Annotated in this window: 25 protein-coding genes; 3 read left to right on the top strand and 22 right to left on the bottom strand. The window is 36.9% G+C overall.

Translation table 11 applies throughout. The features are described 5' to 3' along the window. Positions 1 to 279 precede the first annotated feature (279 nt). Entirely contained in the window at positions 280 to 1,092 is an 813-nt protein-coding gene (locus G585_RS0106050; protein ID WP_330361374.1) for a Uma2 family endonuclease, read from the top strand. A 213-nt stretch (positions 1,093 to 1,305) separates the two neighbouring features. Here the strand turns inward: G585_RS0106050 and G585_RS0106040 are convergent, their stop codons facing one another. From G585_RS0106040 to G585_RS0105960, 17 genes are all read right to left on the bottom strand, one after another. Beyond that, a complete protein-coding gene (locus G585_RS0106040) occupies positions 1,306 to 2,397 on the bottom strand; it encodes a DUF4422 domain-containing protein (protein WP_022773702.1) in 1,092 nt (363 codons plus the stop codon). 14 nt (positions 2,398 to 2,411) lie between these two features. Then, complete coding sequence (locus tag G585_RS19865; protein WP_022773701.1) at positions 2,412 to 3,503, bottom strand: FkbM family methyltransferase; 1,092 nt, start codon at positions 3,501 to 3,503, stop codon at positions 2,412 to 2,414. 4 nt (positions 3,504 to 3,507) lie between these two features. Then, entirely contained in the window at positions 3,508 to 4,197 is a 690-nt protein-coding gene (locus G585_RS0106030; RefSeq protein ID WP_022773699.1) for a glycosyltransferase domain-containing protein, read from the bottom strand. Positions 4,198 to 4,220: 23 nt separating this feature from the next. Next, on the bottom strand, positions 4,221 to 4,607 hold the full coding sequence (locus G585_RS0106025) for a hypothetical protein (RefSeq protein WP_022773698.1): 387 nt from the start codon (positions 4,605 to 4,607) through the stop codon (positions 4,221 to 4,223). Positions 4,608 to 4,610: 3 nt separating this feature from the next. Beyond that, complete coding sequence (locus tag G585_RS0106020) at positions 4,611 to 4,997, bottom strand: hypothetical protein (protein ID WP_022773696.1); 387 nt, start codon at positions 4,995 to 4,997, stop codon at positions 4,611 to 4,613. Positions 4,998 to 5,007: 10 nt separating this feature from the next. Then, positions 5,008 to 6,024, bottom strand: a complete 1,017-nt coding sequence (locus tag G585_RS17355) for a deacetylase (protein ID WP_022773695.1) — start codon at positions 6,022 to 6,024, stop codon at positions 5,008 to 5,010. A gap of 4 nt (positions 6,025 to 6,028) precedes the next feature. Next, on the bottom strand, positions 6,029 to 7,207 hold the full coding sequence (locus G585_RS0106010) for a glycosyltransferase (protein WP_022773694.1): 1,179 nt from the start codon (positions 7,205 to 7,207) through the stop codon (positions 6,029 to 6,031). Positions 7,208 to 7,225: 18 nt separating this feature from the next. Beyond that, positions 7,226 to 7,786, bottom strand: a complete 561-nt coding sequence (locus tag G585_RS0106005; RefSeq protein ID WP_022773692.1) for a class I SAM-dependent methyltransferase — start codon at positions 7,784 to 7,786, stop codon at positions 7,226 to 7,228. 52 nt (positions 7,787 to 7,838) lie between these two features. Beyond that, complete coding sequence (locus G585_RS17350) at positions 7,839 to 8,306, bottom strand: hypothetical protein (protein ID WP_022773691.1); 468 nt, start codon at positions 8,304 to 8,306, stop codon at positions 7,839 to 7,841. Then, on the bottom strand, positions 8,303 to 9,097 hold the full coding sequence (locus tag G585_RS0105995) for a methyltransferase domain-containing protein (protein WP_022773689.1): 795 nt from the start codon (positions 9,095 to 9,097) through the stop codon (positions 8,303 to 8,305). The genes G585_RS17350 and G585_RS0105995 overlap by 4 nt, the downstream gene beginning before the upstream one ends. After that, the gene (locus G585_RS0105990; RefSeq protein WP_022773688.1) at positions 9,084 to 10,196 is read right to left on the bottom strand and encodes a hypothetical protein; all 1,113 of its coding nucleotides are present in this window, start codon (positions 10,194 to 10,196) and stop codon (positions 9,084 to 9,086) included. Before G585_RS0105990 ends, G585_RS0105995 begins: the two co-directional genes overlap by 14 nt. Positions 10,197 to 10,230: 34 nt before the next feature. Then, positions 10,231 to 11,244, bottom strand: a complete 1,014-nt coding sequence (locus tag G585_RS0105985; protein WP_022773687.1) for a glycosyltransferase — start codon at positions 11,242 to 11,244, stop codon at positions 10,231 to 10,233. 2 nt (positions 11,245 to 11,246) lie between these two features. Then, positions 11,247 to 12,347: an FkbM family methyltransferase gene (locus G585_RS0105980; RefSeq protein ID WP_022773685.1), complete on the bottom strand. Its 1,101-nt coding sequence runs from the start codon at positions 12,345 to 12,347 to the stop codon at positions 11,247 to 11,249. Continuing rightward, complete coding sequence (locus G585_RS0105975; RefSeq protein WP_034481449.1) at positions 12,344 to 13,492, bottom strand: DegT/DnrJ/EryC1/StrS family aminotransferase; 1,149 nt, start codon at positions 13,490 to 13,492, stop codon at positions 12,344 to 12,346. Before G585_RS0105975 ends, G585_RS0105980 begins: the two co-directional genes overlap by 4 nt. Positions 13,493 to 13,503: 11 nt before the next feature. After that, complete coding sequence (locus G585_RS17345) at positions 13,504 to 14,238, bottom strand: NAD-dependent epimerase/dehydratase family protein (RefSeq protein ID WP_330361375.1); 735 nt, start codon at positions 14,236 to 14,238, stop codon at positions 13,504 to 13,506. A gap of 233 nt (positions 14,239 to 14,471) precedes the next feature. Further along, on the bottom strand, positions 14,472 to 15,461 hold the full coding sequence (locus G585_RS18840; RefSeq protein WP_022773681.1) for a hypothetical protein: 990 nt from the start codon (positions 15,459 to 15,461) through the stop codon (positions 14,472 to 14,474). Positions 15,462 to 15,903: 442 nt separating this feature from the next. Continuing rightward, a complete protein-coding gene (locus G585_RS0105960; RefSeq protein WP_103868386.1) occupies positions 15,904 to 16,473 on the bottom strand; it encodes a hypothetical protein in 570 nt (189 codons plus the stop codon). 244 nt (positions 16,474 to 16,717) lie between these two features. Between G585_RS0105960 and G585_RS0105955 the strand changes: the two genes are divergently transcribed. Next, positions 16,718 to 18,562, top strand: coding sequence for a LicD family protein (locus G585_RS0105955; RefSeq protein ID WP_022773678.1), 1,845 nt, complete (start codon positions 16,718 to 16,720; stop codon positions 18,560 to 18,562). Between the two features lie 5 nt (positions 18,563 to 18,567). Here G585_RS0105955 and G585_RS0105950 read toward each other — a convergent pair whose 3' ends face one another. The 4 genes from G585_RS0105950 to G585_RS0105935 form a co-directional block, all read right to left on the bottom strand. Then, a complete protein-coding gene (locus tag G585_RS0105950) occupies positions 18,568 to 20,145 on the bottom strand; it encodes an AAA family ATPase (RefSeq protein WP_022773677.1) in 1,578 nt (525 codons plus the stop codon). A 79-nt stretch (positions 20,146 to 20,224) separates the two neighbouring features. Beyond that, positions 20,225 to 20,920, bottom strand: a complete 696-nt coding sequence (locus tag G585_RS0105945; protein ID WP_022773675.1) for a ribulose-phosphate 3-epimerase — start codon at positions 20,918 to 20,920, stop codon at positions 20,225 to 20,227. A 36-nt stretch (positions 20,921 to 20,956) separates the two neighbouring features. Continuing rightward, entirely contained in the window at positions 20,957 to 21,325 is a 369-nt protein-coding gene (locus G585_RS0105940) for a hypothetical protein (protein ID WP_022773674.1), read from the bottom strand. Positions 21,326 to 21,346: 21 nt separating this feature from the next. Continuing rightward, positions 21,347 to 22,351 (bottom strand): LicD family protein, encoded by a 1,005-nt coding sequence (locus G585_RS0105935; protein ID WP_022773673.1) that lies wholly within the window; start codon positions 22,349 to 22,351, stop codon positions 21,347 to 21,349. A 144-nt stretch (positions 22,352 to 22,495) separates the two neighbouring features. Between G585_RS0105935 and G585_RS0105930 the strand changes: the two genes are divergently transcribed. Next, on the top strand, positions 22,496 to 24,868 hold the full coding sequence (locus G585_RS0105930) for a glycosyltransferase family 2 protein (protein WP_022773671.1): 2,373 nt from the start codon (positions 22,496 to 22,498) through the stop codon (positions 24,866 to 24,868). Between the two features lie 2 nt (positions 24,869 to 24,870). On the opposite strand, the gene G585_RS0105925 is transcribed toward G585_RS0105930, so the two are convergent. Further along, entirely contained in the window at positions 24,871 to 26,049 is a 1,179-nt protein-coding gene (locus tag G585_RS0105925) for a hypothetical protein (protein WP_022773670.1), read from the bottom strand. Positions 26,050 to 26,060 lie beyond the last annotated feature (11 nt).

The raw sequence follows: 26,060 nt of genomic DNA, 5'->3' as shown, positions 1-26,060 counted from the left end.
ACCCCAAAAGCAACCCTTTCGTTATTTTATGGGGTTGCTTTTAGGGTTTGCACGCTTCCCGCGCCGCGTATTTTTGATATTGTGTTTATTTATATTGTATAATTAAGTATATGTCATTATTTCAAAATACAAAACCATTGAACCCGTAAGGAGCAGCTATGGATATTTGTTGGATATTTATTGGATATTAATAAGTCACAATCAATCCATTTATGGTTGATTCTCCATCCAATTTATATTATCATTATGCCAAACAAATTTTCTAAGGAGGACATTCTAATGATGACAGTGGACGAAATGATACGTCAAAAGAACCAACTGAGATTAACTTACGCGCAGATTGCATCTCTTTCCGGCGTTCCGGTTGGTACTGTCCAAAAGGTCCTCGGAAAAATAACATCATCGCCAAGATATGGCACATTACTCGCTCTTGAAAAGGTTTTGAAGCCCGAATACGATACTAATATTCTCAGAGAAGATGAACCTGCTTTTGGCAAACAGACACATAGAAATCATGCGCTATCTCAAATATCAAAAAAGCCCGGGGAATACACTCTTGATGATTACTACGCTCTTCCTGACGATCAGAGAGTAGAGCTGATTGATGGTGTTTTCTATGACATGAGTGCCCCATCTACGATTCATCAGATAATATCACTGAACATGTCCATTCAGATAAAAAAATTCATCGATAAAAATAATGGCAACTGCATGGTTTTTATAGCTCCATGTGATGTGCAATTAGATATGGATGATAAAACCATGGTCCAGCCAGACGTCATGATCATCTGCCAAAAAGATAAGATAGTTAAGAAAAATATATTTGGATGCCCTGACTTTATTGTAGAGGTTTTATCTTCTACAACCAGAAGAAAAGACATGTCTCTCAAACTCGTAAAATATGAAAATGCTGGTGTGAAAGAATATTGGATGGTAGATCCGGACAAACTTAAGATCATAGTTTATGACTTCGCCCACGACTTTGATGTATCCATTTATGGTTTCGAGGACAAAGTGCCAGTAGGATTATATGACGGAAAACTCCAGATTGATTTCAAGCCTATTTTGGATGAGATAGAGTTTTTGTTGTGAAAAATACTGGCGAAAAAAAATTTGCTTCATATCAAGCCCGGAGGGTTTCCTATCATTTCTCTTTTGGCATTTTCCACTTTTTCCCGGACTTCTGCCTTACTTTTGCCATAAACAGCTCTGTACACTGCTTTACCGCTTTCATCCCGGCTTTCTATATAACGAGCTTCATAACGTCCGTCTTTCCTTTTCGGTTCTAGCCATAAAACATGATCCTTATACATATAGCTTACATTCTGTGTGAACTACATTCAGTCTTTCTGCATTTTTAATGAAGTAGAGGGTTTCCAACGTCTCCCCCATATACCCGATATAACGATCCGACCTGTCGCTTCCCTTTGGAACCGACAACTCTTCAGTTCTTTCAAGAATCGGGAAAAGCCACTCACAATACTCTCTAAGAACTGGCTTCTTAGCCAAAATAACATTGTAGTTATAGAGATACTGTTGCTCTAATACCAGCGGAAAGTATTCTGCATACTCCGGTTGCATTTCCCTTAGCGCTGTCAGCAATGCATTCCAATCAACCTCTTTTAGATACCGCTCATGATGCGCATGGATATTCGGCTCATACGGCATCGGATATGGCAACACAACATCCACGTCATTGTCTGGTAATCTCAAAAGATCATCATATGAAAACACAAGCATCCGCCTGTACTGAGCCAATCCATAATACTGCCCTTCTTCACCCTCTGGAATTCCAGTCTTGCAAAGCTTATTCTTCCATATCCAATATAACGCTGATAACTCAGAATAATTAACATTCTTCTCTGAAATGTTCTCACCTTTATTATCCGTAATATCTGCGATTCTTATGTCGGTCAAAGCTGCACCTGCCTGTATTGGATATACATATTCAGGCAGTATTAGAGGATTCGTAAGCGGTCTATCTACATGAGACTTAGCCATATATATCCGTGTAAATGGCATATTATAGCCTACCGGTAATGCCGATAAAGGTAGAAAACGCCCCAACTTTATATGAAACATCTTCATCAGCTCGCCCCATCGTTCAGAATCAAGGCGACTATAGTGCTTAAAACCGTAGTTCTCCAACGTTTCTTCTATGTCCGGCTGTACATTCTCAGGAGTAGCAATAATCACCTCAAGCGAATCCTTCTGAGCCTGCGATAATTCTGAAGAGACATCAGCAATCTCTCGAACAGGAATATTTCCAAGCATAGAAGCATTGTTTCCCATTGCACTTACCATAAAGTACGGGATCACTCGCTTCGAATATAATGTTTTTACTGCTTCATAAGCTCCAAGGGCATAGCCCTGAGCCCCAAATATCGCAAGATTCAACTTAATGCGCCTCCTCAGATAGCATACAATACTGTTTCAGTGCCCCCGAAAGAGTAATGACGCAGAAACAGTCTATAATCATTTCGCAAACTTAAAATATACATTGGTATTGTCCAAATATCTTCCGGTTTATGGTAGACGCATATTGCTAATTTAGGTCTTTGTTTTCGAATAATGGATTCTGCGCCGCGAAGTGCCTCTAATTCAGCTCCTTCGATATCCATCTTAACAAAAGTCACCTTTTTATCTTTCAACTCATCATCTAATGCAACAACCTGCACCCTGTGTATGTCAGCTGAATCATCCATTTCTGATACAAAATGTGAATCTGCCGAGCCACTTTCATTAAACAATAATTCGGTGCTTTCGCTCCATACACCCTTTTCTATAAGAGAAAAATCCTTGTCTGCATTAATGCCTTTCTGCTGCATATTGCGTTTTAATACATCTATATTCTTTCTATCCGGCTCAAAACAGTAGCAATATCCATTGCCACCACACCATCTCAAGAATTCCACAGAAGACATTCCATCACACGCACCAAGATCAGCAAACCTCTCGCCACTACTATCTGGTTTTAACATGCTCAAATCAAAGTATTGTCTACCCTCTGTAATTCTCCAAATCAGGCTACCATCAATAATATGTTCATCCTTTATGCCCACTGCGCGGAGATTCTCCGTCATTTCCTCTCGGTAACGCATTGAGGGAACTACGAAATAATCAGAATCTATATCTGCATAATCCCTAATGGATTCTATCGGAATAACAGGGACACCATTCACTTCCAATTCCGAAACATCTCTGTCCATAACATAATCCCATCGAACTTGAGGTGTATATTTGATGGTCATTTTTCCATAACCTTTTGCTCCGTATATAATCATCTTTCCAGAAGATTCTTTTTCTTTTAACCTCGCTATATAGTTTTTCCAGTCAGCATTTGACAAAAACTCCTCTTTAAATCTTTCTCCCAGGCAATGAACGTAATACTCATCCTGCGTCAAACTGTACATAACCCTCTGAGAAAAAATATACTTTGATTCATCATCACTGATGTATCTGTTTATTTCTCCTATTGCAGATTCAAATCTGTTGTTACCCATTTTCTCATCCTCGATAATGTGCACTCCGATTCCAATTGATATCTGGATTGGTAAGAATAGTGTATTTACCACCAAGGTCACCTATCATATCGACGGTCAGACCGTTTTTCCACAATACATAGATTAGTGCCTGTTGGTCTCTTTTGGCTCCAGCCATATACTCTTCATACCACTCCCGGTAAAGAAGTATTGCTTTCGGATTTTTCAAATCCGTGACAATCATCCCACACTCAAACATCCCGAAGTGCCTTGGTAGCCCTGCTTCCATATACCGGCGTATATCATTAATAAGTACATCTTTATCAACCGCCCCAAGCCAAGTCAAAAATATGCCCTCTGAATAAATACAATCCCGTTCCCTATGTTTATGGATTGCAAGACCCAATTCTCCTATATTAGAAATGTAATGCGATATCGGTCTTACAATCTGGATGGAGCCATCCACATATATAGAGTAATCATATTCAGGGAAAATCTCATCCGGATGCATCTTAGCGTATCTGTTCTTATCCTTTGGACTCATGGACGAATTCGGCATAAACTCATCCACATTAAGAAAACAAAAGCATTTCAAATCTGTCATAGGAGTGTCGGATAGGATAAAATAATCACAACATTCCTCTTTCACCAGCGGCTCTCTGATATTATCGTAATTTCCTGTAACACAGGTATAAACGGCAATCCTTTTATTCAACTTCAGTATCCTCTCATTAACAATCAGAGCCTCTTATACATCTCAAATAATTCATCACCATAAAAAACATGAATAACTTGGTCCATCAGCGCCAGTTCCCTCAATGTGTAAGTAAACAGACTTTTGTTTGTACTTAAATCATTCTGTATCTCAATATCATATGGGTCGTCCGTCAGGATAAATACAATGATTGGCTCCTTTATCATTTTTAATTCATTTCTATAAATAGGATCAGCATCTTCAAATCCAGCTTCTTTAACCTTAATGTCATTGCTATCACAATAAAAATCCGGTTTTAATCCAAACAATTCTGGTATTATATGTCTAAGTCTTTTCCCTAAGTATCCAAGACCATATGTGCAAATCTTCCAATTTTCCTCTCTTGCTTTTTTTAGATAATCTTCTTTCAAAAGTCATGCCTCCCAAACAATATCTGCGAGAGATACAATCGGACAAGTTACTCTCTTTTCAAGCGTATTCTTCACGCTATCGTAGTATTGAATCACCGCCACGATAACAACATCTACTTCATCAGGGACATCATCCGGTCTCTTTACATCAACTTTTGCAAATATGCTATCTGCATTTCTATCAATACAATATGGAATCTCCACACCGCCACTCTTCAACTCATCAAGTAAAGCGTAGCCAATCTCACTCATTCCATAAATTGCCACTCGTCTGTACCCGTTATTGTTACAATAATCAGCAACTGTTTTTCCGTTCTGTAAAAGCCATAACCATCGTGTCTGCATTACAGACAGATCTGAAAGCCAATCAGCTTTCTTGCTAATCACCATACAATGCTTTTCATATTGCTTCCCAATAATAGCCACGCCCAAAATCGCACCTACTATCACCGCCAAAAACACTATAATCAAATAAATCAGGATTTTCACAGCTTCTCTCCTCATATAAATGATTTATCACGTAATCCGTGATTCCGGTTCCCTTGTAACCACATTTCTTCAACTCACAAAATAGAGCATCCATATCAAAGTATAGTTTCTCTATTTGCCCTTTTTGTATGAATGTTGGACTTCCCCCGGGCATCAGTTCAGAGGAATGAATCATAAATTCTATATATGGGCAATCCATCTTGCGCAATATATCCAGCATTGCCAAAAGTTGCTGTCCATTTTTACCATTAGGTCGAAACCATGCCCTTACACCGTCATTTCTCTTTGAGATAGATGTAACTGGTAACTCAACTAATCTCTTACAATCACCACTATGTTTTTTACTATTCTTTAGTTCATACGGTCTGCTTCCATAACAAGACCAGTCCGTTCCTCCACTTCCCATGGTCCATCCAGATTGTCTTGACCAATCATGTCCCGGCGTGCAAGAACAGTCAACAACATAATCCAGTTTTACCAGTGATTCTGCAATACGTGAGTCCAAGTACCATCTCCCTCCGCGATGAGATTTAATCGGACATCCAAAGGTATCCTCGAGATATTTGGTCAAATACTCCATCTTTCGATAAATTACTTTCCCTGGATATTCTCCCAAATATGGTTTTCCTCTTTTGACAGGTGCTTTTATTAGTGGAAAATACGGTGGGGAATTCCACGCATGCATATGCGCCCCAATCTCTAAAGAGCCTCTCTTTACCCCTTCTCTGCCAAGCTCCACCATCGGTCTACTTTCAGCCATTTCATAATTTGTCAGATATGTAGGAATAAAGCCGTATTTTTCACATAATTTTTGGAATCTATAAATATATTCCGCATTTCTGGTTTCTACCGGAGCTTTGATATCAGTCACATGCCATATATCATCACCCTCCGTATCAACTGTGATAATAAAAAATTTTTCCATCATCCTATCAGTCTTTCAATCCGCATACTTTTTCCCATTTGCACATAATGTTTTCTACTGAATAATCATTTGCTCTTTTCAAAGACATATCAGCATATTTTCTATAAAGATCATTGTCCTGAATAATCTTACTCATTGCTTCGCCAAGGATTTTTTCTTCCCTGCTTATTTCTTCTTCAATTGTAGCATTCCCCTTTATATATGGAGTCAGTATTCCATATTTGCAAAACTGAAGCTCATCAGATGATGTTTCCTTTCCTACAATTTCACCACACCCCCCTGGTGAATCCGTAGTGATAATTGGCACACCGTAAGCCATCGCTTCTGCAATCACATTTGGAAAGCCTTCAACCCTAGACGCAAGAACAAATCCTCTTGCATTCTTTAAATAGAACCCTATATCAGATTCTGTCCCCGGCAGTTTTACGTAATCATCCAACCCAAGGTTATGTTTGACTTTCCTTAAAAACCCCATCTGCTTACCATCCCCCACAATTATGAGTCTTGCATCTTTATTCATTTTTATAATCTCAGAAAATGCTCTTATAATTCGTTCCTGTTGTTTAACAACATCCATCCTTCCAATAGTAACAATCGCCTTATCGCCATCTATCCATTCCCTGTAATTATTAATAAGCGGATATGTTCTCGAAACATTTGGTATAGCAGTGGTTATCTTTCTCTTTATTCCGTATTTCCTTATAAGATCTTCCTTTACATATTCACTCACAGCAACAACAGAATCCGCCCGGTTATATAATCGTTTTATCCATACGGGATCATATAACAGCCCAGAATACTCAGTTCTTTCTGATATTACAGTGCGCACGCTCAAAATCAACTTATCCTTACATTTTGAACATACATTAAGAAAATTCCACGCCTCCATAAAGGATATTGATATATCAATTTGATATTTTCTTTTTAGTTGATACAAAGAATACGCAGAAAAAAACAACTCTCTAATATTATCTTTCTGACTTAAATCACTCGAAAAAGGGAAAAAAATATATGTTTTAACAATCTTTCCCTCAACCTTAAAAAAAGGTTTTCGATTATCAGTAAATAGAAAATAAAAAACACTATGCCCCTGCCTGCATAAGTACTCTCCAAGCGTAATTGCTGCTCGTTCTGCTCCGCCGGCAACCAATGAATTAATCATTATAGCAATATTTTTTTTCACCATTATAATTCTCGATTCCTTTTAATTTATACCACGTAGAAAGTGTAGCACTTTTCGCCTACTTCCCCCCTCAGCCATATAGCCCTGAGATTTATATTCCATCCCATACCCATACTTTTCCATAATGGACATAAAATCATAGTGATATTGATACGGTGGAGATTGAACCTCATCCACTATAACCCTTCTAATCTCATTGTTTTCCATAAGACAATTCAATGAATTATACATTTTATCAGGAGGTATAAAATGAAAAACATTTAAAATAATCAGCACAGCAATATTCCTATCAATTATGTCTCCAAATGAACCACATATAAATTTCGTAAAGGGATGAAGAATTTTGGCTCCTTGTATACATTTTGTATCAATATCAACTCCTAACTTATACGGAGTCTTAATAGACGATATAATATCCCCTAACCCACAACCTATTTCTACAATCTCACCATCACCAATCTCATCATTGATTATTAATTGATTTATTCTATAAACTGTGTCTATGGCATAACTGCGTTTCGTATCAACATGCCATAGATCATAACCAATTATTTTTTGTAATAACGCTCTAGTTTTATCCATCTTCAAATCCCATATGTAGTATTAAGTACACCAGATATCAAAAGGGAAGATGTTATAACTCCCAAATAACATCTTCAAGCGAAACGATATTTGCACTTGTTTTTTTCTTTAAAGAGCATTCTATTTCACAAAAATTATGTATCGCAGTAACTACTATTACATCAACATCACCAAAGTAAGTATCCGGTTTATAAACATCTACATCCAAATGTATGCTATCTGCGTCTCTATCAATGCAATATTTCACATTTATCTTCTCCCTTTCACACTGCTCCAAAAATGATATGCCAAGTTCCTTCATTCCATAAATAGCTACACTTTTGAAATCGTTTTTTTCAAAATATGATTTTATATGCTTTCCATCTCTATAATTTCTAACCCATTGCAGTAATAATTGATAAAACTCTGTAAATTTCAAATACTCATCTCTTTGCTTTAAGAAACGTTTTCTGTATTTATTTATAAGCAATGCTTCTGCAGTAACAATTGCAAACAATACAGCTACTATTGATTTCTTCATTTACTGGTCTCCTTCCTTAAATCTTTACGTATTTTTTCGGAATATGACCTAAATAATCTTTTTTGAATATCAATTAAATACGACCATTCATGCGATGGTTTTATAATTTGGTTCAAAAAATGAATCGGATGAATAATATCGACAATAGGTTCATTGACGTAATTATTTAATAAAGGATATTTGCTTATACTATTTTCATTGACAAATACAAAAGATTCCTCAGCATAAAAATATGCAACTCTTTTGTTATTCCAAACCTTAGGTCTAACATAATCAACCATTATGTACCCCCTATCGTTAAACTTTCTTACCCAATAGCTCTGCCATCTTTCATTAACATGATGAACTCCCCCGCTTCTAGGTGTTGCTCCAGAAAAATATACAACATCACTTGCTTTAACAAGCGTGTCTATCAAAAAGTCACTTCTCTCTAATGATATATGTTCTGCCGTTTCAAGCGAAAGCGCTAAGTCATAATGTATATCATCGCCCCATACACTCATTGGACAACATGTTGTATCCTCAAAGTCATATAATTCAATCTCCGATGAACTAATTTGCAATTTCTGATTTAAAATCCACTTTCCATCTATCCCTTGAATTCTAATACTATTTTCACATTCTCTAAATTCGTTAAGCCAAGTCCCTGTAGCGCATCCAACATCCAAAACACTTTGAGGTTTTACCGCCTCTATTAACAAAGGAACTATAACCTTGGCAGATGATAAATTATTGGGAATCCCTCCCCTTATTTGTCGTTTGAAATCAATCTCCGAATTATGACTCATCATCATCACCCTCTTTTGATATAATCATAATAAAACTTTCCAAACTCATCTCTCTTTCATCTACAATTTCGTTAATATTTATACTGTTTCGAATACTCTTATAAAGTTTTTCTTTACCACCGTCACAGATATTCATTGTTATTTCCTGAATATTTCGTTTTAACTTATCAAAAATGTAGATTCTTCCATCTGTTCGAGATTGAAAAAAGATTTTATCCTCAGTTTTTTCTGCAAAAGTGAATTTTGACATCTCACCATCTGGATATACACCCGAACTCGCATAGTCCAACTTTATCATGTCTTTATTAGTATTATTAGCAATGACAATCATTGCAAATGCTTCTGGTATTAAAAACTTTGTTTCACCATAATAATCTATTAGTAATGGCTCTCTTCGTCTTCCAACTGAGAAACAAGAAATCTCCTTTTCATATTGTCTTCCATCTTCGTCAATTCCATATTCTTTTCCATCAATCGAGTATAGTTTTATTATCGGGAAATCAACTTCAATCACAGGGCAGTCTTTCCCAGCAATAATTGGCATCTCAATAACACTAGATTTCTGAAGTCTTAAATCAAAACAAATAATATGAGTAGACAAGAATACCGGCAAATAGATCTTTTCTTCATCAACACACATTGCCTTATGAAAAATAATTCGTCTATCATTTATATATTCTAAAAAATCGGTAATCCGATGATATCGTTCAGATATACAGTCGTACACAATAATGCCTGGTATACTCCAACCAAACATATATATCTTATTATCAAATGCAACAGCAGAATAGAACTTTGATTTTAATTGTTTTTCCCTCAAATCAAGTCCTATATCCACTTTTTTCCATTCACTAGAACAGAGAGAAAACGCCCACATTTCAGTGGAATTGAAAGGTATAAGAAATATATGCTCAGCGCACTTTATCATTCTATAGAACAACTCTTTTTGGCTTCTTTCCGGAACAAAATAATAATCACATATTTCTCCACTGCTAATCGATACTTTCATTAATGCCTTCGTTCCCTCTGAAAAAAGCCACAAGAATCCATCGTCCACAATACAACAATTACTAATGGCTATTTTTGCATCTACAGACATCATTCGCTTATTACTCCTCAACAAAAGTCCTCTTGCGTCACCTTGTTATGTTTCTGTACACATAATTGGCCTGTGCATAACAGTTATATTTCTCCATTACAAGCCTATATCCTCGTTCTGAGATCGCTTTTAATTCATCCTTATGTTTTAAAAAATAATGCACTTTATCCTCAAAATTACTCTCACTTATTTTGATACAATTCCATCCATCTATTAGCCCGATTACATCTTCATCCAGGCATTCAGTTGTAAAGAGACATGCTTTTGATGCCATTATTTCAACATATTTCGAAGTGAAATTTTTATATACTTCATGACCTGATGTCACAAAAATCCTACATTCATTGATAGCTTTAGAAAAATTCTTTCCAATCAGTGGATCCCCTTCTTTATGAAAACCACCGCCTGGATGTTTGGAATACAAATAGGTGATATCATTCATTTCAAGAAGTTTTTTATGCATCTTATGGCGCTCCGGATAAAAAGAATCCGCAGAAAAAATTCCCGAGTTTAGATTGCCTACATCATATTTCTTTTCCATTCCCCAATCATTAAAAATACCTGGATTAAAACTAGGTGGCAACCATATCATTCGATCTATGATATCCGGATATAATCTCCAAATATGTAGCGGATATCGGAACAAAGTAAAAATAATATCAATCTGATTCTTTAGAATAAAATCAAAATACTCTTCCCTTTTACATTCAGCTTCGGACCAAAAATCGTATAATAATACCGCCTTTTTACACTTTAGCTTTTCAAGATCCCTATAATAAAATCCTTCCTCAGCCTTTTCAACATTATAAGAGGCGCCTATACCATCCTTGAATCCATAATTATTTGCTCCCATAATTATTAACAAGTCTATCTCTTCATCACCAAAGGTTCTCCTTCGAATTTCCAGAAACGAGTCCACCTCAGGATCATAATTCTCGTATCCTTTGCCCCAAACTTTAGCTCCGTACATAGTTCTGAGCCCATTCTTAAAAGATTCATGTTCCTTTGAGTAATAATTCTCAAGATTAATACCTTCTATCAGAATATTCATTTTCAATTATCTCCCCAATCTGCGTATACCATACCTTTTCTAAAATCAAGGCTCCAATCTATGTCTTTATCAGCATAAAACATTGTTCCATTTGATATATGCGTTTTATATCCCAGAGCTTCTAGAATAAATCTAATATTTCTCTCGTCATTTTTTCTATGATAAGAGCAAACCGACATCGTAGGATGAGCATTTTTTATTACATCCAATCCTCCCAACAACGCTCTGCACTCAGCTCCTTCAATGTCCATTTTTATAAAATCCGGTTTAAGTTCATTTTGAAATATAGTATCCAGATCTATGCTCTCATCTCCAGAATGATCACTTAGACCTCTCCATATAAACCGACACTTCTCTTTCCATGGTGTAAAAGTTAATTCTAATGGCTTTCTCCATTTCGTATCAGGTTCTATTAGGTAAACTGTTTTCACTTTTTCTATATACTTAATTGAAAAGTTGCCTTCACAAGCTCCAGCATCTACTATACAGTCACCCTCATGGATATCGTGTCCCTCGTATGTATACAAATGAGGACTTCCTGGATACTGATTATCTTCCTCAAAATTCACTATATGCCTTTCATTTTCAGGTTTCTCAATCCAGTATTCACGAGGATAATAAACCTTTTTATCCTCAAAAACTATGTAAGGATATCCATTCATTTTATCAAGGTGCATTTCATATATGATCTTCTTTTGATTTTGAAACTGGTTTCGCGTACTCAATCCGTTTCTGGAAATCCACTCAAGCGTCTCTTCCATGCCATCTACACCCTTATATTTTTTTATAATCCTCTGCCGTCTAAGTTCCCCTTCATAATCCTTATACCAATGTATACTGTTTATGCCCTCTGTTATGTCCTCTATGAACTTTTTTATACGCAGAAACGTATCATATGATCCTACTGTAACTACCACATCATCAAATTCTGTTTCTTTAAAGGATATCAAATCAATATAGTCCCGTTTGCTAACCATATCTTCATGCGTGCGATAACTATCCGTTATACCAACAATAGATATTTCATTTTCATAAAACTGTTTAATTTTCTTTGAAAAGTAATCACAAACTCGACCAGCTCCCCACAAAAGAATCTTCCTCATACAATTGCTCCTCGTATAATTTCGCATATATACTCAACGTCATCTCGATTAAGATCTAAATGCATTGGCAACGAAACTAGATGTTCACTATAATAATGTGCTACAGGACATGTTCCTTTTGCATAACTATACATTTTATACTCCGTATTATCCACATAATGAACTCCAGGATATATACCATTTTCATTTAATTCATCAACCAATTCATCTCTTTTATCTACAACTATCTGAAATAAATGGCGACTCGATATACATTCATTTGGGATATGAATTAACCGTATCCCTCCTTCCTTGACAAGCCGCACCAACTGTTCTTCATACCACGAAGCAAGTTTCCTTCTGTATTCATTATCATCATCTAAATGTTTGAGTTGGGCGATAGCTAAAGATGCCATGATGGAATTACCGTGATATTTATCTCCTACATACTCGACATCATATTTCCATTTGTAGTTACCACCATCCGACGAGCGAAGATATGTGTCTTTATTAATTCCTAGCCACGCTTTCTTCCTCGCTATCTTGTCATACTCATCATTCTGAAAGCACAACATTCCACTATCGCCAGTAGGAAGATTTTTCACGGCCTGAAAAGAATTTATGATTACATCCGCTTCCCTTCCAACTATTTTTTGATTCCACCTTGTTCCCGACATATGTGCGGCATCTAGGATCAACTTGAGATTATGATCCCTGCAAATATTTATTATTTTATCAATATGTCCTGCATTCCCTCCCATACCGACATACATAACCGCTTTTGTCGCTGGTGTTATTTTCTTAACAACTTCATCTGGATTCAAACACAGGGTATCATCGACATCAGCAAAAACAGGGCATAACCCCGCTTTAAGAATTGCGTGATTCGTGGAGACAAAAGTTATAGGCGTAGTAATAACCTCGCAATGTTCATCCCAACCGTTTTCTTCTTTTAAGATATCTAATGAAAGATAAAGACCAGCTGTTGCGGAATTTGTAAAAAAGGCATTTGAATAACCCGTATACTCTTTCCACTTGTTTTCGAATTCTACAGTTTTAAATCCTATTCCTGTCCATCCAATTTCAAGACACTCTCTAATTTCTTTTAAGCAAGCTTCAATATCATATTTCGCCTTAAACAATTGAATATTTCTCTGTTTTTCCATGATATGCCCCTTCATTTGATTGTTGAATACCACTCAATAGCCTCTTCAACCCCGCGCTCAAAACTCCATTCTGGATCGTAACCTATCTTCTCTCTCGCCTTCGATATATCAGCATTACTATGCTTAATATCTCCTGCCCTGTCCGATCCAAATATTGGTTCAATCGAGACTTCCAGTGCTTTACAGATATAATTATAAACGTCTATCAGATACTCCTGACCACCGTAAACAATATTGTAGCTCTTTCCAACCACTGTTTCTCCAGCTACACAAGACTTCAGATTTGCCTCTATAACATTTTCTATGTATGTAAAGTCCCTGCTCTGCTTTCCATCTCCGTTAATAGTCGGACGTTCTCCACGTATCAATTGGCTAATAAATTTTGGTATTACCGCAGCATATGCACCATTTGGATCCTGCCTTTTACCAAATACATTGAAATATCGAAGCCCAACAGTTTCCAAACCATAATGTCTTGTATATTGCTTCGCCCACTCCTCATCACATTGTTTTGTCAAAGCATATGGAGAAAGCAAATTCCCTTCCCGTCCTTCTGTCTTGGGTAGATTAGGTTCATCTCCATAAACACTCGAGGATGATGCATAGACAAACCGTTTAACCTTATTCTGACGTACCGCTTCCAGCATATTAAGAGAGCCGGTAATATTATTTGCACTGTAAAAAAGTGGCATCTCGATGCTTCTGGGCACACTCCCCCAAGCTGCCTCGTGGAGAATAAAATCAATCCCTTCACATGCCTAAAAACAAGTATTGTAATCTTTTACGTCTCCCTGTATAAATTCAAATTCCTCATTGATGATCTGGTCACAAAAATCTTTTCTGAGTCCATATTTTTTCCTTCATATGCACTTCTTGGCGGTTTTATTTAATAGGATTTGCGAAGCAATTTCCTACTCTATTAAATAAAAAAACTCCCAACATAAGATTTCACACCTTACATTGGGAGTCATTATCATTATTATTCTGTTTTACTGAGCACTTTATTTATATACTCATTTGCTTTTTCTTCTGAGATTTCAAATCTCTTACACAGTTTGCTTTTTATTATATCAGTAGAAATACCATCTTCTAACTTATCTTCGATAAAGGCTTCTATACCTTGTTCTATACCTTCTTCTAATCCTTGATCATATGCTCTGAAGCATGGTAGATCTAATACTTTTCCACCCATAACGTCACCCACTTTCTTCTGAACATTGTCCTGTTTCATCGTTAGTTTGTACGCAACTCTATATGTTAACCTTATGATAGCATCATAGGAAAGTGCTGACAAGTTGCCAACTTCTTGCTCTTGCTTCAATCTCAGAAAAATCTTTTCATAAATTCCAAGTAAGTCGTCAATTTGAGCTTCGTTGCAATTAATTACCGGAAGTTTTCTCTCAAAGTTAAAAATATAAAAAGGAATCAACATATATAGCTTCTTACTAAAAATCTCATCAATGCTATAATCCGACACTTTTAGTAATGGTATGTCATATGATACTTCCTTATCATTGGGCAACGCTATTTCAATTGTAGCCTTATCAGCAACTTCATTTCCTGCTCGCAAAAGTAACACGCCTGATTCAGGAAAAGTAAATCTTGCTTTATATAAACTCTTTTCTCCGTTATCGATAGCAATCTGAGTTCCATATTCAAATACTCTTACAAGTATTATCCCATCATATTTTTTGCTTTCGCATTCCAGATGATATCTTTTGGTGATATTATTGCAAGTTATATCAAAAAAAGAATCTGTTACTCTTTTCTCTTCTGAGCCATCCTCATGTTCAATATAATGTTCGTTTCGTAGTCTTTTTACCACTGCCGATTTATCATATTCTTCATCAAACATATAGTTTACAAATGGTATTAATAAATCATTACAGCGTCCCTCCATGGTTCTGAATGCATCATCGTATGCAGTTTCAGAATAGGCTGGATTATTCTTTTTGTCATTTTCTTTCAATTCTTTTCTCCTTTATGTATGTAATTACAATATCCAACACACATAGGTAAGATATAAGAAGACTTCCAAGACACAAAAAGACCGTAAAAAGAGATCATCGTTAGTTCAAAAGTCAATCATGGGAATAGTCTGGCGAATTGCCACGAACACTATGTATGTAAGATTGCTTTGATACAATAGCATATCCCCACCCAAATGTAAAGTATGAACTTGTCAAGGTTCACCAATACTTCGCACTTCTTTTATCTAAATTCTGTATATATATATTTTATTTTATCGCTCTTTATGCACTCAATCAATCATTTAGATTCGTTTGGGCGTTAAAAAAGCCGATACACATTTAAATGTGCATCGGCTACAAGCTCTAGTAAAACTTTATACCTATCAGGTGTACATACTTCTCAAAACATTCACATTTCTTTTTATATCTGCCTTATATCAATTATTCAGTAAGATTAAGCTTCATTATATAATCAATTGACAATCCCGTGTTTTGTGCTACATACTCCGGGCTACTGCCACTCCTAAGAAGATTTTTTGCAATACCATCTGTTACACTTGCCGTTACACTTGTTGTTACCTTTTTAGTGTTTTCAGCAATAGCATCCTGTTTCTCTTTTTCTATTATCTGCTCTACCTTAGTCAACATCAGCATCCTCCTTATCTTATCAGCATCTTCCATAAGAATCACCTTATCACAAAATACAAGCAAACCTTTTAATGCAAATATTCTCTGATTCTCATTTCTTATCTCATCTACAAGTTCAATTGCTCTTTGGATCGCGATCTGCTTTTCTTCTCTTTCTATAAAAGTGAGCGGATATATTATAAGCTGCATCAGATCCTTGTCTTCAAGTTTTTCAAATCTTCTGACATTTTCTGATATTCTCACCCAAAGTTCTTCTGCATCTATTTCAGATAAAAATGCCTCTTCAATATGCATTGTAAAATCACCAAGGCTTAAATCAGGCTTTGTCTGAGTTCTTTTCACATCAGCAGTATAAATAATCAATACTCGCATTCTAGGGTAATATTTGAGTTCATTATACAAAGTTTTAGCTAGTCTAGCAACGTAACCCAGATACTTGTGTTTCTTGGGAATCTTGGCAGATACGCCTGAATCCATGAAGCAGAATTCTAACAACTTTTGCAATGATATCATAACCGTTTCTTTATGTAAAGTTATTCTTAGACCACAAAGTATTAACTTAATTACGATAACAATGTTACAATAATTTCATAGGAGATTACCAACTATGAATCATTCCATCGACTTTTTCAGAGATGAAGTAAGAAACGGATTCTACATTCCCACGGCTATCAAGCAGGCGTGGGCCTGTTCTCTTGATGTTCTTGCGGAGATTGACCGCATCTGCACTTCCCACAATATAACCTACTATGCTGATTGGGGAACACTTCTTGGTGCAGTGCGTCATGGCGGATTTATTCCATGGGATGATGATCTTGATATATGCATGAAAAGAGATGACTACATCAGATTCCGAGAAGTGGCTGACGCTGAGCTTCCGACCGAATTTGTTATCCATGATTATGAGAGGCAGGAAAATCACTGGCTCTTTTTGGCAAGAGTCGTAAACAGTTCAAAATATGGATTTAATGAGGATTATCTAGACCGGCACTACAATATGCCATGGCTTATTGGCGTAGACATATTTCTAAAAGACTATCTGTATAAAGATCCTGAAGATGAGAAAAAGCGCTGCGATGAAATACTTCACATTTTAGCCGCCGCTGAAAAGGACATAGACGCAGGCAACGTGTCTTCAGCCAGAGCACTTTATAAAAAGGCAGAAGAGGCAATGTCTCGTGTCCCTGAAAATGAGTCCGATAAAATTTGCCAAATCTTCCCCTGGGGCTTAAAAGGAAATGCCGGTGAGCCAAAAGAATACTACGACGAACCTATCCGTCTTCCATTTGAAGATACAACAATTCCTGTTCCGGCACACTATAATCAGCTTCTTTCCATGCGCTATGGCAACTACCTGGAAATCCATAAAGTCTGGGATGCTCATTCATACCCTGCTTTCGACCACCAGAGACAGACCTTTGAAGAAGAGACTTCTGAAAAGCTCCCTGCCTTTACATATTCAGATGATCTGCTAAAAAGAGCTCAATGTCATACAAAAAATCAAAGTGGTAAAAGAACAGCTCTTTTCCTTCCTATCGGCCCTAGAGAATGGGAAGGCTTCCAAAAGACATATAAAAAAGAATCTGCATCTCCCAATACAGATGTATTTGTTGTGCCTATTCCTCTTTTATTCAAAGACTACTTTGGAAGAGTGAAAATGTCTGATGAAGAAATAATCGCAGCAACAAGACTTTCTGCGTATCCTTCTGACCTTCCACTTTACAACTGGCTGGACATAGATTTAGATAAACTGTGCCCTGATGTCATATACATTCAAAATCCTTACGATGATCAGAACCCATGCCTTACAGTGCCTGATTATTTCTATTCACAGAATTTGCAGCAATATACTCCAAAAATCGTATATATCCCGATTTCAAAAACCTGTGAATTTACTGAGACTGACCGAAATGACCAGATCAATATGAAATTCTATGTGAATATGCCAGCCCTTTTCTATGCTGATGAAATCTGGCTTCAGTCTGAAAACATAAAAAATCAGTACCTCACTAACTTGACTAATTTTTCTGGCGGACAAAACAGCGATTATTTGAATAAAAAACTAATCGCAAAGACCGATCTTTACGGGTATGACACCGCAGACAAGTCTTCATCTCGCAAGAATATCTTATTCTGCATCTGCCCATTTGAAATAAAAGAGCACCAGGATATTATCGCTGATGCTCTAAGAAATCGTATCAATATTTTCAAGGATAGTTCTGACAAAATCGCTATCACAATATGCTCATATCCTTCAGGTGACAACTGCGCACAACTGCTGCTGGATATCGCAGCTAATGAAGGTCTTGCCTGCGACTACATAACCTATGATCTCACAGATCTTGATGAAATTGCCATGAGCTTTGATGCTTACTATGGAAGCGCATCGCCCTTAGTTCCGGTATTTGCGGAGCATAAAAAGCCTGTGATGATCTCGAACTATGAGATATGAAGCTTTTATTCCTTAACGAACTGCTCAATCATACAACTATGTTTCTTACTAGTCTCATCATAGTTGATGCCAACAAATAAGAGCTTTCCTTTATAAAGTTCCAAGCTTTCAAAATATCTCTTATCTTTTATCTGGTCAAGCGCACTTTCTGCTGTTTTATTCCTCTTTAGCTCTATTATCAAAGCCGGATCCTCATCATCTCTTGGAATAAATACCACATCCGCAAAGCCTTTTCCTGCTGTCATTTCCCTTATAACGGTGTATTTATTAAGTGCATAAATGTAGGCAAGATATATCGCACTTTGTAAAGCATCTTCGTTATTATAGCTTCTATTAGAGGTCACGTGAATATGGCTTACATCAAGAGCAGCCTCAACTGCTTTTGCATCTTCTTCAAGTGTTTTTTGCAAAAGCTGCTTCGAATTATTGATTATCTGATTGGTAATGGTATAATCATCAAGACTTGCAAGTGCATTCAGCCATTCCTGCCTGACTTCTCTATTAGGTATACGGCACATTTTTTCATCGACGTCATATGCCAGATATCCTAAATGTATCAGGTATGTGAACACATCATCTTTAGTAACAAATGCATCCAGAGTATTCAGGAATCCGGTTACATTAACATCAACCTTTTCCCCGGCTAACATTTTTATGACATCATCCTTAGTACCTTGGAAGTTTTGGCTTAACCTGTCTGAAATAACCTGATAAGAAGATGTCTTGCTCCAATAACCTTCAAACTGCTTATCTTCAAGGCATTTTACAACTGATTCCGGATTATATATTTCTATTTCACGCTGCTTATAACCATCATACCAAGCCTTGCATTCTTCATAATCAACCTGGTATATTTCGCATAACTTTTTTACTTCATTAGATGTAAAGCCTATAAACTCCGTCAAATTCGATGAATTTATAAATGTATATTCTCTGAAATTATTGAGCTTAGACTGAATTTTATCCCTTACAACAGGAAGAATTCCGGTAATGTAAGCAAGAGATATAGCCGGGCGCAATGTATTACTTTTAAAGAGTCCGTTTAGAAAACTTAAATAATCATCGAACAGTTTTTTAGATACGTTTTCACGCACCAAAACGTCATATTCATCTATAAGCAGGATAAAAGTATCCTGTGTAGCCGCATATATGGCAAGGATAGCCTCTCCAAGAGTATATTCATCTTTGATCTTTACACTCTTGTATTCCTGCTTTAGCTCATCAATAATCTTTTCAGAAAGAATTCTTACCAGATTATCCTTATCATTAGTATTCTGATATTCACTGTTAACATCTATTTGAATAACATTATACTTGTTAAGTTTATTATCAAAATCCTCTGTTCTGGCAATTTTATAATTTGAAAAAAGAGCTCTCGAATCACAGCCCTTTGAATAATATGCAGCAAGCATGTTACCGGTAATCGTCTTACCAAAACGTCTTGGTCTGGACACGCATACGTAATTATTAGCTTTATCTATAAAACGATTCATCTCAGCGATGAGCATAGTCTTATCAACGTATATATCGGCAACTGTTGCTCTTCTAAAATTTTCATTACCCGGATTTAGATATATTCCCATAGTTTTCCCCTAGTAGTCTATTAAAGATAATTTTATACTCTTTCCCATCTTTCTTTCAAGCGCAATCCCACTAAACATTTTATTTTGAAATATCATTTCCCAAATAGTCAAAATCCAGCTTCCTTATAGCCTCAATAGTTTCTTTGTAAGTTCTTTTTTGTTCAAAAAGAACTGTTGTCCCCAACACAAACCCATCCACTCCATGTGGAGCATATTTTTTTATCTTATCTGCTCCGCAGGCTCCATCCCAAAAGAGTTTGAAGCCCATTTTATCTCTGAGTTTGATCAGTTGTTCTATCTTTTCACCTACAAAGGGCAAAAACATCTGGCTGGCATTTCCCGGATTTACGGCCATGACAAGCACGCTGTCTACAATTCTCAAAAGTTCTTTTATAGTCTCAACACTTGTCCCCGGATTTATAGCAATCCCGGGATGCATTCCAGCATCTATTATCTTCTGGATTGTAGCAGATGGATGATACTCCGCTTCCGGATGAATATACACTGTATCCCCTGGTCTAAGTTCATTTAAAAAGATATCAATGCTGTTCCTGGGATGTTCTATCATAAGGTGCACATCCAGAGGTTTTTTGGTCAGCCTCGCAATACACTCCATATCATACAGAGACATGGCGAAATTGTTCACATAGCGACCATCCATTATATCAATATGAAAAGAATCAATTCCTGCTGCCTCAAGATCACGAACTTCCCTTTCAAGGTTTCCGAAATCCGCACACATCATTGAAGCAGTAAGCAAAAAAATATTCTTCATTATCACACCCTCATTCGTAATAGTTCGCGCAAATGATCACAAGTCGACATTCTGTATCATTATTGGCATCCTGGCATTCTGAGCCTCATAGATCAGATCACAGGAGTCACCATAATAAGCATCACATTTTAGCATTGCCTCTTTTGCATCAGACATACTTTCTGATCTGTCCAGTTCCCCCCAGCCTTCACTTATGTATTTATCTACAATTTCTTTGTAATCCTTTATCACATTTGATTTATTCAGTTCTAGGTACTCTTCTGTCTTCGACCAGGGATGCCACACCAATCCTATTTTGTCCCGGGAATCTTTGAATACTTCCAGATTCCGTTTTAGCTTTCCTACAGCATCCTCGCCTCTGGACAAAAAAGGCAGTACATCCGTATAATAAAACACCTTCTTCATGGTTTTTAACTCCATTTTTCATTATAAAGATGATGGGTCTAGTATCAGCTTCCCATCCTCGTCATATTCCAGAAATTCCTCCGGGATCTCCCAGTTTCTGTCCAGATACGCCTTGTACAAAGCCTCTCTCTGATACTTGTACGCGGGATATTCATGCTGACTTCCATACTTGACGGGAGTCAGATAGTCTCCAAAATTACTGCGAAGTATCTCATCATATTTTCTGGGGATGGGCACACTCATCACATTTTCATAGGGAACCCAGATTCTATCGTTAAAATACTCAACTTTAAACTTTCTCTCACCGTAATAAATTACCTGTTCTCTATTCTCCACTATCTCCGAATCACAGTCGTCACACAGACCACATGCCATATCAAGCATCCTCAGTATCTGACTGGACATTGGTTCTTCATCAGTAAAAGAAAAATCAAGTTCCTGCTCAAGTGTCATCCTGATTTTTTCATACTGCCTTAGATCATCTTCGCTTATCTTCTTATCATTCACATCCCATTGAAGCATGAGCATGCGATCAAGCAGCCTTATAAGCCTGTCCTGATATGCAAAGTCATCAGGATCTGTTGGAACTTTATCCAGCACAAAAACGTCAATTCCGGTTGCATAAGGGCATCCATGAAACCTTTCCAAAAACTCAGGACTTGTATCCAATCGGTTTCCATTACACACACCAAACGTCATCTCTTTTGGAGGAATAGCCCCGGGTAAAAGAGATTGCGTTGTAAGGTAAGGTGGAAGTTCAGAAGGCACAACTTCAACAAATCTGTTGAAATCGCTTCGTAGCATGGCAATATCTATATCGTCATCCCATGGGATAAAACCTTTATGCCTTACAGTTCCCAAAAGAGAACCATAGAACATTACATACTTTATATCGTATTTTTTGCACACACTATCAACCCAGGCAAGAGATTCCATCTCTGATGCCCAGAACCTTTTCATCATGGAAGAAATATGGAAGTTACAGCGAACTTCATTTTGAAAATAAGTATCAGCAAATTTGAGCATATATAAGCTTCTTTATAATTCTAGTTTTCCTCGCACAAACATTATCCCCTACAATAATTCTAACACATTTTATCTGCATACCATCAAATATAAATCGCAAATATGATAATATATAAATATACACATTTTTTCAGGAGGCCCCATATGTCCAAAGTTCTGATAGTAATAGTTTCATACAATGCCTGCAGATACATGCAGGATTGCATAAACAGCATCCGTAGTAAAGTTGCTCCGGGAAGCTATCAGATCCTTGTTGTGGACAATGCCTCCACAGATGGAATAGCTGAGTGGCTTGCAGTTCAAAGTGACATCATACTTATCAGAAACAAAGAAAATGTCGGCTTTGGTCCTGCCTGCAACCAGGCAGTTGCTTCCACCGTTGGAACTGAGTTTTCAAACTATGACATATTCCTTCTAAACAATGATACAGTCATGACATCTACAGCTCTCCCAAGAATGATAAGCGCTTTAAACAGCGCGCCCGATGTAGGCGCAGTTGGTGCCATGTCGAACTATGCCGGTAACAGGCAACAAATCGACGTTTCTTTTGATTCCACCGAAGATTACATCAGATTTGGCGAGAGCTTAAACATCCCTCCTGCTGATTCTGTTCTTGAAAAAGTCAGGCTTAATGGCTTTGCTCTGCTTGTAAAAAGAAATGTCTGGGACAAGATAGGTGGTTTTGATGAAGATTTCGCCCCTGGTTATTACGAGGATGATGCACTTTCTGTAGAAATCCAAAAGCTTGGATACAGACTCCTTCTGGTCCGTGACGCCTTTATTTATCATGCAGGAAGTGTAAGCTTTGTAAAGACAGGCACTAACAAACTTTCATATGAGCACCATGATCTCTTTATCAAGAAATATGGCTTCGATATTCTAAACTATGTTTACCCCTCTGGCGCTGTACTATCCCAGATACCTTTTGGAAGAAATGATAGTTTCAAAGCCCTATACATCGGTTGTGGCCTTGGTGCTGAGATCAAGGCAATCACCAGCCTGTTTAAAAATGCCTTGGTTTATGGAGTTGAGACAGAAGGCGTTCTTTTTGATATCTCATCCAAGACTGAAAAGGTCTTTTCAAGTGTTGAAAGTCTGGCAAAAGAAATCTCATATGCCTTCTTTGACCTTCTAATAACAGACAGCAATTACCTTGATAAGCTTACAGATAGTGAAAAAGAAACCATAAAGATGTTATGCAATGAAAATGCTGCAGAGATCACCTGTATGCACGAATATGATTCTTTTTCATTTGAAAATATCAGGCTGATTCTATGGGATTCAAAAATATATGATCCTAACACAGCAGATTTTCTGGCAAATTTTTGTGTAATGAGCAGCACATACTCCGGAAGTCTTGATAATAGCAGGATAAAATCCTATGGCATTAGTCCTGAAAACATTCTGGTAATAAGCCCTGAGTCCGTTTTTAGAGCTAATCTTTTATTTACTATGCCATCACTTCTTACTGCTGCACCGACTATTGTTCCATACATAACCGCATACTATGGCAGATTAAAAGCCACAGATATGGAGCATTCTTGCGCTAACAGGCTTGCTGTATTTGAGCAAAAACTCGAGCTTCAAAAAAAATACAATCGTAAGGAAGATTTTTTAACAGACAGCAATATCATAATAACCATTAATAAAAACTGCTATGAAAAAGCTGCGGATATTGTAGCCTTCCTTCAAAAATACAATTTTGATCCGTCAGGTAAAACCTATGACATTCCACGCATTTCAAAACTTGCCACAAACGACTGGAATAACTGCTGTTATATTACTGCACGGGATAAATACTATGACTATGGGATAGTTGGATTCTATTGTTTCAACGAAAGAGAGCAGCAAAAAATCTGCTCCTATTTTGCATGGGATGTTGCAGGCATGGAAATTGAAAAATACTTAGTTGATAAAAAGAGTATTCCATGGATTTCAGAAGATATTGAACATTCCATCACTTTCGATAAAGCTAAAAAGAGCAGGATAAATATCCTCCTTAAAGGCCCTGATAGCCTATCTCCTATAGCCGACTACCTTGTAGGCGGAAACATAACTACTGAATATGACAGTGCAAAAGAGCTTCCATCAAAACTCTTTTCATCTGAATATCATATAATCATCTACAGCCTCCTGCAGGAGGACTATGCTTCGTGGGCTACAGACGGAGACGCTATGCTTTCACGCATTTTCTCCACACTCGATGATATAGATGAAAAAGCTCCCGGTAGCCCTATGCTCATATTACTGCTTGGTAGCACTGTCCCTTATATGTCAGGAACTGATAACGACCAAAAACTTGCAGAGCTCTACGGTGAACTAAATCCGATACTTCAGTCATATGCTGAAGATCATGAAAAAATAAGAATCATTGATGTCTCTGGCTTTATCAAAGACCAGTCTGACTTCAATGATTCTCAAAATCGTTTTTCTGTAAGAGTTTATTCAGATATTGTTGAGGCTATTTGCATTTATATAAACGAGAAGGTTGATGAAATATTAAGTCAAAGATATTGATCCTAAATGCATTTAGCAATATCACCCTTTAGCATATCTGTAAATTTCATAGCTCCAAAAAAGTTAAAATGAGAGTCATCAAAATAGGACTCTCTGTGTTTTCCTATATCATTTCGTGTATAGTCAAACATCTCATATTTATATTTTGCTTTATAGCCATCAATGATCTCATAAAACTTTTCTTTCCACTTACTAAAAAGAATCTCTTCTTTTTGCCATACTCCCTCATACCTTGGAAGCAGTGTCAGATAAATCTGTATATCAGGATTTATTCTGTAAAGCAATTCCATAATCTTTACGAAGCACTCTTTATTCTCAGCTATAGTCTTCTCAAATAACTGCTGAGTATAACGACCCAAAGTAAACTTTTCAATCTGTTCATCAGAAACTATGCTCACTCTCTGAGAAATATTATTTACATTCATATATCTGTTCTCAAATAGTTTCGACATATCCGTATCAAAAAGCATGCTCCAGATTTCAAGTGCTTCATCATCATAGCCAAGCTTCCAATAATCCTCTACAGCACTTACAAGGCGCTCAAATTCCGTCCCTTTGTACTCCTTGTTTTCATCAAAGTTGTGCTTATCCTTATTGTACCCGCCGCATCCAATAAAGTTCATTATTTTAGCACTCTTTGAGGAGTCAAAATTAAAATAGCTGTAGTCGTACATATCAATTACTGCGCTCTTGATATTTTTAATTTTCTCATAATACTTTGTGTAGCAGTATTCCAGAGTCACATAATTGTAGTACAGATCCTGACTTGAGACAGCAAGATTAGCTACATTTCCAAGTCCCAGCCTATCCGGCAATATTCCCATCTCGGCATGGGATAATCCCATAATAATTCCTTCATAACAGTCATAATACGGATTGGTCATAGCAGTATCCGCAGCAATCATCGGTCTGCTGACCTGCCTAAGCTTAAAGAAATCAAGTATTACTGCAGATCCCGCGCGATACTGCTTTATAATATTTTCAATACTGATTCCAAGATTGATATTAGAAAAAGCCGTCACTATAATGTCCCATCCATCAAGGAAGTCACTGCCTACATTCCTTATCATTTCATCATTATAGATATATGACGCACCGATAAGTTGTGGATACTTCATAGCTCTGTTTGCTATGTCAATTCCCTCTCGGTCTCCTATAACCGCAACTCTTATATCAGCCATAACGTTCCTTT

This window comes from Butyrivibrio sp. AE2015 (assembly GCF_000420825.1).
In the GTDB taxonomy this organism is placed as follows: Bacteria; Bacillota; Clostridia; order Lachnospirales; family Lachnospiraceae; genus Butyrivibrio.
The sequence above is the reverse complement of the archived record's forward strand: the minus strand, read 5'-3'. Positions and strand labels throughout refer to the sequence as shown.

Coding starts and splice junctions, on each gene's coding strand:
- G585_RS0105990 (WP_022773688.1), bottom strand. CDS start 10,196: ATGATGTCTGTAGATGCAAAAATAGCCATTAGTAATTGTTGTATTGTG.
- G585_RS0106010 (WP_022773694.1), bottom strand. CDS start 7,207: ATGGTGAAAAAAAATATTGCTATAATGATTAATTCATTGGTTGCCGGC.
- G585_RS0105975 (WP_034481449.1), bottom strand. CDS start 13,492: ATGGAAAAACAGAGAAATATTCAATTGTTTAAGGCGAAATATGATATT.
- G585_RS0105995 (WP_022773689.1), bottom strand. CDS start 9,097: ATGATGAGTCATAATTCGGAGATTGATTTCAAACGACAAATAAGGGGA.
- G585_RS19865 (WP_022773701.1), bottom strand. CDS start 3,503: ATGGGTAACAACAGATTTGAATCTGCAATAGGAGAAATAAACAGATAC.
- G585_RS17355 (WP_022773695.1), bottom strand. CDS start 6,024: ATGATGGAAAAATTTTTTATTATCACAGTTGATACGGAGGGTGATGAT.
- G585_RS0106050 (WP_330361374.1), top strand. CDS start 280: ATGATGACAGTGGACGAAATGATACGTCAAAAGAACCAACTGAGATTA.
- G585_RS0106005 (WP_022773692.1), bottom strand. CDS start 7,786: ATGGATAAAACTAGAGCGTTATTACAAAAAATAATTGGTTATGATCTA.
- G585_RS0105930 (WP_022773671.1), top strand. CDS start 22,496: ATGTCCAAAGTTCTGATAGTAATAGTTTCATACAATGCCTGCAGATAC.
- G585_RS0105955 (WP_022773678.1), top strand. CDS start 16,718: ATGAATCATTCCATCGACTTTTTCAGAGATGAAGTAAGAAACGGATTC.
- G585_RS0106020 (WP_022773696.1), bottom strand. CDS start 4,997: ATGGTGATTAGCAAGAAAGCTGATTGGCTTTCAGATCTGTCTGTAATG.
- G585_RS0105950 (WP_022773677.1), bottom strand. CDS start 20,145: ATGGGAATATATCTAAATCCGGGTAATGAAAATTTTAGAAGAGCAACA.
- G585_RS0105980 (WP_022773685.1), bottom strand. CDS start 12,347: ATGAGGAAGATTCTTTTGTGGGGAGCTGGTCGAGTTTGTGATTACTTT.
- G585_RS0105935 (WP_022773673.1), bottom strand. CDS start 22,351: ATGCTCAAATTTGCTGATACTTATTTTCAAAATGAAGTTCGCTGTAAC.
- G585_RS0105940 (WP_022773674.1), bottom strand. CDS start 21,325: ATGAAGAAGGTGTTTTATTATACGGATGTACTGCCTTTTTTGTCCAGA.
- G585_RS0105925 (WP_022773670.1), bottom strand. CDS start 26,049: ATGGCTGATATAAGAGTTGCGGTTATAGGAGACCGAGAGGGAATTGAC.
- G585_RS0105945 (WP_022773675.1), bottom strand. CDS start 20,920: ATGAAGAATATTTTTTTGCTTACTGCTTCAATGATGTGTGCGGATTTC.
- G585_RS0105985 (WP_022773687.1), bottom strand. CDS start 11,244: ATGAATATTCTGATAGAAGGTATTAATCTTGAGAATTATTACTCAAAG.
- G585_RS17350 (WP_022773691.1), bottom strand. CDS start 8,306: ATGAAGAAATCAATAGTAGCTGTATTGTTTGCAATTGTTACTGCAGAA.